An 8,984-nucleotide genomic window follows, 5' to 3' on the forward strand; every position below is an offset into this window, starting at 1 on the left:
TTTGTAGGGGCGAAGCATGACCGCAGTGAATATAAGATTATAACTAATAACTTATATCCGGTCATGCTTCGCCCTCTTTAAAAGTGAGATGCACCCTTGACAGTGAGGTTTTTAAACAGTTTATAGCTGATATTTCTCATGACCAGATTCATTCACGACCAATTTGCTCTCGCAATATCTCAAAGAACTATTAACCCCTCTCGGTAATGTCGAAACCAGCCATGACATTGCTGGAGAAGTGAGGCAGATAGACGTTTTATTTGCCCCGAAAGCGGAACCTGATGTCGAACCAACAGCCCTCGGCATTCTGGGTCAAATTGCAGCAAAACCCGCTGTAATTGAACCATTCCGCAGTCCTGTGCAAACCGGAGAAATTCGCAGTTGTCTGGGTAAACTCTTTGATGTCCATGCCGAATATGAACGAGCCGCCACTAGAGATAATACCCGGATTGCAGAGGCTGATTTGCCCCAACTATGGATACTGTCGCCGACTGTTTCCGATGCGATGTTAGCTGGATTTGGGGCGACTTCTGAACCTGAGAATTGGGTAAGTGGAGTTTATTTTATGGCTGCTTCTCTGAAAGCAGCAATCATTGCTATTCACCAACTCCCCCGCACTCCCGAAACGCTATGGCTGAGGGTTTTGGGGAAGGGAAACGTGCAGAAGCAAGCTATTGCCGAATTGAGAGAATTACCGTCTGATAATTTGTTTCGGTTGAACGCGTTAGAATTGTTGTACAGCTTGCGAACGATTTTAGAAGTCCGCCAAGACACAGATCGAGAAGATCGGGAGTTAATTATGGAACTGTCACCCCTCTACTTGCAACGATTGGAAGATGCAACCCAGCGAGGTATGCAGCAAGGTATCAAAGAAGGTATCCAGCGCAGTCAACGCCTGATAGTTGAGAGTATGCTACAAGTTAAATTTGGCGAAATTGATGAAGAATTAGCCCAAATAATTGAGCCTTTAATTCAGCTCGAACCCCTCGATCGCACGCGACTAATTAGGCAGCTCGATCGCTCTGAATTACTAGCTCGTTTTCTCCCGGAAAATCAAACTGAATCCTAACTAGAGAGCGCACTCTACGATATGTAGGGTGCGCCGCATCGTACCTTACGACTATAGATCGCCCCCGCTTCAAACTTGCCGGGTGCATCTGGTTTTTGAAGCCTGAAGAAGCATGACCGCAGATAAGTTATTAGTTATCATCCCATATTGATTGCGGTCATGCTATAGCCCATACAAACATATTTGCCTTGCGCCAGATGCACCCAACTTGCCTTTTTTGGGCAAACTCTGCTGCGATCGCTCACAAAAAAACCCATTTCTGACTTTAGAGGGATTTATTCTTCAGCTTCAAGGGCCATAATCAGCAGTAAGGATGACATAACTAGAGAACTGATTGACTGCTCATCCGGATTGCACGAATCAAGGCTTCTGTAAGATAAAGCCTGACGAAACAAACCACCATCTAAAAAGTCCCAAATCCCCTACTTAAAAGTTAGGGGCAAATTTCAATATGCCTAATTCGGCATCAAACTTTAGGAGGTAATTTATGTTTGAAAGCGAGTTATTAATGTCGCTGTACAGTCCCAAATTCAATATTGCTCAAATGCCAGTAGAAATAGATATCCCGTTTGACCACCCCGATCTCGGAGGGTTAATGTTTCTGAGCCCTCAGTTTTTCGTGGCATTAATCGCCGGAGTCATCATGGCTTTTGGCTTCCAATTCCTGTTAACAAATTTCTCGATCGCCGCCAAAATCTCCAACTGGGACGAGGCTTTACCCGACGATGACGATGATGAGTCCGAAACTTTGGGCACTAAAGTTCGCAAGATCGAAGGCTTGGTCGGCGGTTGGATTTTAGTCACAGTTAACTTAGCTTTATTTTTAGCTTGTTTTCTGGCGGTCAAACTAACTTCAATTGCCTCGGTAGATGGAGCGGCAATTATTGGTGTGGTCATTTGGTCGGCGTACTTTTTAACGCTGGTATGGCTCGGTTCTAGCGCCGTCGGTTCGATGATTGGTTCCTTGATTAAAACTGCTTTTTCCGGCATTCAAGGTGTCATGGGTACTGCTGGTTCCGCGATCGGCGGCAAGATGGCTAGCGACCAAATGGTCAACACTGTAGAGGCGTCTGTGGCTGCTGTCCGCCGCGAGTTGGGCTCGGCTGTAGACCCCGATAGCATTCGCGAAACCATCCAAGATTATGTCGGTTCTTTGCAGTTACCGAAGCTGGATGTTAAGGAAATTCGCGGTCAATTTGAAAAGTTGCTGGGCGAGACTGATATCAAATCTCTTGCGGGAAGCGATGTTCTGAAGAATGTTAACCGCCAGACTTTTGTGGATTTAATTAGCAGTCGCAGTGATTTTTCCAAGGATGAAATCAATCAAGTTGCTGACCAGCTCGAAGGTGTTTGGAAGCAAACTTTCGGCAAGCAGCAAGACAAGAAAGACCCGAATTTAGAATTGGTTGATTTTCTGAAGTTTGCGGCTCCAGATTTGCTGAAGTCTGATGAACTCAACGCCAAGCTGTCTCAAATTCTGGAAACTCGGGAAAATAAATCAGAATCCAGCAGCAGCATGAAGCGCGCGATGCAGATGGGTGTAGAAGCTCTGGTGGGTACTGTTTTGTCGCGGACGGATTTGTCGGATTTGGATGTGGAAAAAATCTCTGGTCAGTTGCAGCAACTGACTGAAAAAGGGAAGGAACAAGCTAAATCTGTGGTTTCTAAGGTGGGCGAAAAAGTGCCTGCGCTGCCTTTCAATACAGCGAAGGCTGATGTGGAAAATTACTTGCTGAATGCTCAACCTTGGCATCTCAACCGAGAAACTATCAAGCAGGAATTTAGGGATGTTATTTACGATGCCGAAGCTTCTCCGGGAGCAGTTTTGCGTCAGTTAGAACAGTTGAATCCTGAGTATTTTGCAGGGATTTTGGGCCGCCGCGAGGGCTTCAGTCAGGAGCAGGCGAAGGAAATTGCCGAACAGCTTGAAAGCGTGCGCCAAGAAGTTCTGGAAATTGTGCAAGGTGCTGCTGGTGAGGAACAGTCTCAGGATTTGCGCAGCCGGATTGAGAATTATTTGCGATCGACCGGCAAGGAGGAATTGAATCCTGAAGGTATCGAGAAGGACTTCCAAGCGCTGTTGGAAGATCGCGATGCTGGTTTTGAGGCTTTGCGCGATCGCCTGTCACACTTCGATCGCGATACCTTGGTGCAGTTGCTCGGCCAGCGTGAGGATTTCAGCCCCGAGGAAGCGGATCAGTTAATCGGACGCCTGGAAAGTTCGCGCGATCGCGTAATTTCCAAAGCTCAAGAATTGCAAGAGCAAGCGAAATCGAAAGCGCAAGAAGTGCGCCAAAAGGTAGAAGAGTATCTCCGCAATACTAATAAGGAAGAACTCAATCCTGAAGCGATCGAGCGCGAGTTTCAAACGCTGTTAAGCGACCCGCAAGCTGGCTTGAAAGCACTGACAGAACGCTTGTCTCAATTCGATCGCGATACGCTAGTGCAACTGCTGTCGCAGCGCCAAGACCTCAGCGAAGAACAGGTAAATGGGGCGATCGACAAGATCGAATCTGTACGCGACAACATTATCCACGCGCCGCAAATAGTTGCAGATAAAGCCAAGGAACAGTACGAAGAAATTACGACTAAAATTGGCGAGTACCTGCGCAATACCAACCTGGAAGAACTCGATCCAGAAGGCATCAATCGGGATTTGAGCAAATTGTTTGAAAATCCGAAAGAAGGTGCTTTGGCGCTGCGGGAAAGACTGTCTCAGGTCGATCGCGAAACCTTGGTCAAGTTGCTTTCGCAGCGAGAAGATTTGAGCGAAGAACAAATCAATCGGACGATCGATCGCGTGCAGGATTCGCTTCGCAGCATCGTGAAATCGCCCCGCCGCTTGGCATCTCGCGCTCAAAAAACTGTTAAGGATTTCCAAGGAAGTTTGGAAAATTACCTGCGGAATACGGACAAGGAAGAGCTCAATCCTGACGGTATCAAGCGCGATTTGCAGTTGCTGTTTAACGAACCGGGAGCGGGGATACAAAGTTTGGGCGATCGGCTGAAGCACTTCGATCGCGGTACGCTGGTAGCCTTGCTGTCCCAGCGGGAAGACATCTCCCAAGAGGAAGCTAACCAAATTGCCGATCGCATTGAATCTGTGCGCAACGAGTTTGTCGAACAAATTCAAATGGTACAAGACAAGTTCCAGTCAACAATTGACGGTATTTTTACGAAAATCCGGGATTACCTCAATTCGCTCGATCGGCCGGAACTCAACTACGAAGGAATCAAGCGCGACTTCCGCAAAGTATTTGACGATCCGCAGGCGGGATTTGACGCGATTAAACAGCGTTTGGGTGAATTCGATCGCGGTACTTTAGTAGCCCTGCTGAGTTCTCGTTCCGACATTTCCGAGACAGACGCTCACCGAATTGTTGACCAAATGGAAGGAGCCCGAGACAGCGTTATATTGCGATCGGAACGCCTGCAAGAGCAAGCCAAAAAACGGATTAAAGAGATCAAGAACAAGACCAAGCAGCAAGCAGAAGATGCGCGGGAAGCCGCCGCAACTGCTGCTTGGTGGCTGTTCGGTACGGCTCTAACTTCTGTGGTGGTTTCGGCTTTGGCTGGAGCAATAGCAGTCGGCGGTATTTCGGGTTTGTTTAGCTAGAATTTCCAGAAGTTTCAATTAAAGTTCTCCTGATTCTAGGCTGGCTGTTGGCCAGCCTATTTTCTTGGGAAAAAGAAAGAGCGAAATTATTCAGGATTAACAATTGGCGGAAACACTCTCGATAAATCCAGTGCCAAATCGTGAAAACAAGGCAGATTAACAGACTCATTGGGCAGAAAAATTAATGTCCTGCGATAACCAAATTGACCTGGTGCATTCTGATAGGGTTCGCTGTAACATTCCAAGCAAGTGTCTGATAAATTAAATATCCAATAGTCAGAGATTCCCGCAGCAGCATAAAGAGGTAACTTAACCTGTTTGTCATAACTCAAAGAAGAATCTGCAATCTCTATCAGCAACAGTATATCCGCTGGACTGGGGTGAGAGGATAGATAGTCGTCAGGGCGATTGTGTACGAGCGAAAAATCCGGTTCAGGTTCGCTGTTTGTAGGTAAAACGATGGGAGACTGACATTGTAAAGTTGCTCGCTCTGCTACTATGGCGCTTAATTCCCGCAATAATCTTCTCAGACAGGTTTCGTGAGCGGTACCTTTAGCTGCCATTTTTACAAGTTCTCCATTAATTAACTCAACTCTCTCGTCCTCAGCAAAAAATCCCAGTTCTGTCAAGCGGTGATATTCGGCTGTGGTGAAGCGTTTAGCAGTTGCGATCGTCATAACAAGTCACCTCAGTACAGGTCTGTTGAAATTATACAGGTTCGCTTGACAAAAACCACTTCATAAGCAGTGGGCTTTAAAGGTGTTGTTTGTGCGATCGCATCATCCTTTAGTTGTAAATTTCCTAGCCGAGTCCTCACCTCAATCCTTAATTACTGTCGGGGATCATCTCTACCCTAAGCAAGATTCTAGCCTCGGTATTTATTCGCTAACTTTTATTAAGTCGCAAAACAAGTTTTTGCAATAAGAAAACTGAGCAATACATATTATTCTGGAGACTGAAATGACATTTACTACTGCGGGCGCTTACGACCAAGGAAAAGCAGAGATTCAGAGCTTGAGTGTAGACGACCAATTAGGTTTGCTGTGGTTTGTTTACACCGAAATGGGCAAGTCAATAACGCCCGCAGCTCCAGGCGCTTCCGGTTCTGAAATCGCTCAGGGTTTGTTCGATCAAGTCAAGCCGCTGCCCCACGAAGAACAACTGCAAGTAATGCGCGACATTGCCTCAAAAGCCAATACTGAAATCAGCCGGATGTACGGCTCGATGAGCCCTGAAACTAAGCTGGCTTTTTGGTATTTCCTAGCAGTAGGAATGGATGAAGGAACTATTATTCCCGTGCCTCCCGACTATCAACTTCCAGAAGCTGGAAAAGCTTTATTAGGAAAGATTCAGGCCATGGACTTTCAAAAGCAAATTGATTTCCTGCGCGGTACAGTTTTAGAAATGGGTGCCGAAGCGGCTCCGGGCGCTGGCATTTAATTTGAGTATAGTAAGGTGCGCACTGCGCACCCTACTAGTATAGTAAGGTGTGCACTGCGCACCCTACTAATTCTAGCTAATAACTGAATTCAGCAGCTATGTTTCCCACAAGTTCCGGCGCACCTGCAATTAAACGCATCTCTTCGCAGTTAACTGTGAGCAAGGGCTGACCTAAGTTTAAACTGGCAAAACTACTCTCTTCAGGGATTTCTACTTCGCCTTTAATCAAGCCGGTGCGAGACTGGAACTCTCCTTTAAACATTAGCAAATTAGTGCGATCGGCGCTAAAAACATTTCCGCTAAAAGACAGGGGAAATACAAAAGTTTGTTTGCTATAATTGACAGTGCACAGTTGCAGATTTCCTTGGCTAACTGTGACGCGGTAGCCTAGCGCTGATGCTTTTACCGAATCGCTGCCTTCCCAATTAAATTGAGCTAATTCTTTCGGAAGTCCCCAAATTTCGCGCCCGCCAGCTACTGAGTTGGGGTTGTCTACGTAGATGTGGGAAATCCAAGCGCCCCATTTTCCTGCATAACTGGCGATCGCGCTAACTACAATTAACTCATTGTACTCCATCACGGAACCCAGCCCGTAGGAGGATATATAAATGCCACCTAGCGTTTTTCCTGGCAATAAACAGACAATTTCTAAGTCAGAGGGAACCAAGGGGCGCACTCGTGCTACATCTACCAATTGCAAAGTCTGAACAGCATAACCTTGCAGGTGCCAAGGAGCTGGTGAATATACCATTTTAAGTGATTTTAGATATGATATTTTATATTTATTTTAGCTTAGGTTATCAAACAGCAACAAATTGTGGTATTTTTTCATAAAATCCTCGTGTATTCACGCATAAGAAAGATTAATCTGCCAACAGCGAGCAATTAGTTGACATTTGAGCAAAAGTTAAATATCGTCTACTTAGTGAATATTTAGAAGGAACCTAAACCTGTATGCTGACATCTTACAAACCAGATGTTTTCGATAGTTTAGAGCATTTTTTCACGGCGAGAGACCTGCTGGAACAAGCCGAAGACAATATGACGGAACTCGGTGCTATCATCCGCAGTCACGGCTTGCAAAAACAGGTTGGGATCTGCTTGCTTCACAAACACTTTGACCTCTCGGATAACGAGAGGTTGGTTGAAGAGTTTGATGGCAACAATGCTTATGTCAAGCCAACCGCAGAATACGGCGATGCTATTCCTTATATGTGGAAGGTGGAACAAAATCAAGCATCAGGTGAATGGGTTTGGTTTCCCTTAGAATTTGTCCGCGTTACTGAAGCTGTGTCGGCAGCAGTTGAACGCTCCGCAGCAGTTGTCAACAACTCGGAATTTCTCAATGAAATTGCGGGTAAACTGTCAGAATTAGGACTGACTGGAATGTTCGGTATCAGCATTTTGCACCGAGATGCAATTAAGGTTGCTGAGGGCGAAATTTTGGTGGAAAGCACAGATGATGAAGCCCGCGTCTTGACTCTTTCTTCGGTTCCTCGCCAGAATGTCGATCGCACAACTTTAACACAAACTCTCTGGCAGTTTCCGAATGCTGAAGGGTTTGAGGTAGGGGCGATGTGCACTCACTGCACTCACTGCACTCACTGCACTCACTAAGCAAGATTGTCAAAGTATAAAAAGTTTGTAGTAAGGACTTTAGTCCTTCCAAGTTCGCAGTCAGGACTTTAGTCCTCAAAAGTTCGCAGTCAGGACTTGAGTCCTTGCTTTACAAACTTAGAAGATAGGACTAAAGTCCTTACTACGAACGGGAAACTTAGAAGATAGGACTAAAGTCCTGACTGCGAACGAGAAACTGGGAAGATATGACTAAAGTCCTTACTACAAACGAGTTTTTAGTAAGTGCGATTTAGCAATATTAAATAATGTGCAATCTCCGTCAAAGTATACTAATTTATCGCTGTCACAATGGGGAATTAGAAACTACAAAAGAGTGCGCCATTCCCCGAGTGTGGCTGAGCTCGGGTACGCAGCTAGCTGTTGACACTTCGCCCGATCGCCTTCAGTATTGTGAAGGTGCTTTTATGCCCAAAGAACCTTGGAGGGAACCGACGCCCGCAGAGTCCGCACTGCTTTGGACAGACGAACCGCCGCCCCACTATGCGGGTGTCGGAATTGTGCGTTTACCTGCGGATGTTTTGGCTTTGTTGGCTGATGCTGCTATCGCTTCGCTAACCACTCCCCTACAGGTGGCTGAGTTTAAGTCTCAGGAAAAATGCGGACAGATACTCGATCGACTAATTGACTATTTTAAGCCTTTTTGTCTGTCGGATTCGCCGCCAGTTATCAGCGGTATGGGAGGCCGACAGCCGGGATTGAGTACGGCGACAATTGATAACAAACGCGGTTGTCGCAACGGTTTGCATACTGATAGTTGGGACAATCTGCCGCTGGATAAAAAGCAGGAAGCTACTAATCGGATTTGCGTGAATTTAGGGCGGGATAGCCGTTATTTTTTGTTTGTAAATTTGACGGAAATGGACATTTTTCAAATGCTGGGATGTGCTGATGCTGATATTGGGAAACCTTGGACGCGACAGTTAACTTATGAGTTTATGCAGCGCTATCGAGAATATCCGGTGGTGAAGCTGAGAATTGCACCGGGTGAGGCTTATATTGCACCGACTGAAAATATGATTCACGATGCTTCTACGGCAGATATGAAGCACTTGGATGTTAAGGTGATGATGCGCGGTTATTACAGGATTCCAGTATGAGTTTTGCAGTTAGCGAAGCCCTTAGAGAGGATCGCACTTTCAAACATCGGGTGCATCTGGCGCAAGGCCAATATATCCGTAGGGGCGAAGCATGACCGCATTCAATATGGGATTATAACTAATA

6 protein-coding genes and 1 pseudogene are annotated in these 8,984 nt (G+C 46.1%); 5 read left to right on the top strand and 2 right to left on the bottom strand.

All coding sequences use genetic code 11. The annotated features are described in order from the left end of the window. Window positions 1-138: 138 nt before the first annotated feature. Window positions 139-1,069 (top strand): annotated as a pseudogene (locus tag QT974_RS26535) (hypothetical protein). A gap of 487 nt (window positions 1,070-1,556) precedes the next feature. Further along, window positions 1,557-4,685 (top strand): MFS transporter, encoded by a 3,129-nt coding sequence (locus QT974_RS26540; RefSeq protein ID WP_333471400.1) that lies wholly within the window; start codon window positions 1,557-1,559, stop codon window positions 4,683-4,685. A gap of 86 nt (window positions 4,686-4,771) precedes the next feature. Here the strand turns inward: QT974_RS26540 and QT974_RS26545 are convergent, their stop codons facing one another. Beyond that, window positions 4,772-5,362 carry a Uma2 family endonuclease gene (locus QT974_RS26545; protein WP_333471401.1) on the bottom strand — a complete coding sequence of 197 codons (591 nt, stop codon included), beginning with the start codon at window positions 5,360-5,362 and terminating at the stop codon, window positions 4,772-4,774. A 283-nt stretch (window positions 5,363-5,645) separates the two neighbouring features. Here QT974_RS26545 and QT974_RS26550 point away from each other — a divergent pair, with 283 nt between their 5' ends. Then, complete coding sequence (locus QT974_RS26550; protein ID WP_293133582.1) at window positions 5,646-6,125, top strand: orange carotenoid protein N-terminal domain-containing protein; 480 nt, start codon at window positions 5,646-5,648, stop codon at window positions 6,123-6,125. Between the two features lie 76 nt (window positions 6,126-6,201). On the opposite strand, the gene QT974_RS26555 is transcribed toward QT974_RS26550, so the two are convergent. Next, window positions 6,202-6,876: an acetoacetate decarboxylase family protein gene (locus QT974_RS26555; protein WP_333471402.1), complete on the bottom strand. Its 675-nt coding sequence runs from the start codon at window positions 6,874-6,876 to the stop codon at window positions 6,202-6,204. A gap of 203 nt (window positions 6,877-7,079) precedes the next feature. Between QT974_RS26555 and QT974_RS26560 the strand changes: the two genes are divergently transcribed. Further along, window positions 7,080-7,742 carry a glycerol-3-phosphate ABC transporter substrate-binding protein gene (locus QT974_RS26560; RefSeq protein WP_333471403.1) on the top strand — a complete coding sequence of 221 codons (663 nt, stop codon included), beginning with the start codon at window positions 7,080-7,082 and terminating at the stop codon, window positions 7,740-7,742. Between the two features lie 266 nt (window positions 7,743-8,008). Further along, window positions 8,009-8,860: a hypothetical protein gene (locus QT974_RS26565; protein WP_333471404.1), complete on the top strand. Its 852-nt coding sequence runs from the start codon at window positions 8,009-8,011 to the stop codon at window positions 8,858-8,860. Window positions 8,861-8,984 lie beyond the last annotated feature (124 nt).

The organism is Microcoleus sp. BM001215392 (assembly GCF_036700185.1).
Lineage (GTDB): Bacteria > Cyanobacteriota > Cyanobacteriia > Cyanobacteriales > Microcoleaceae > Microcoleus.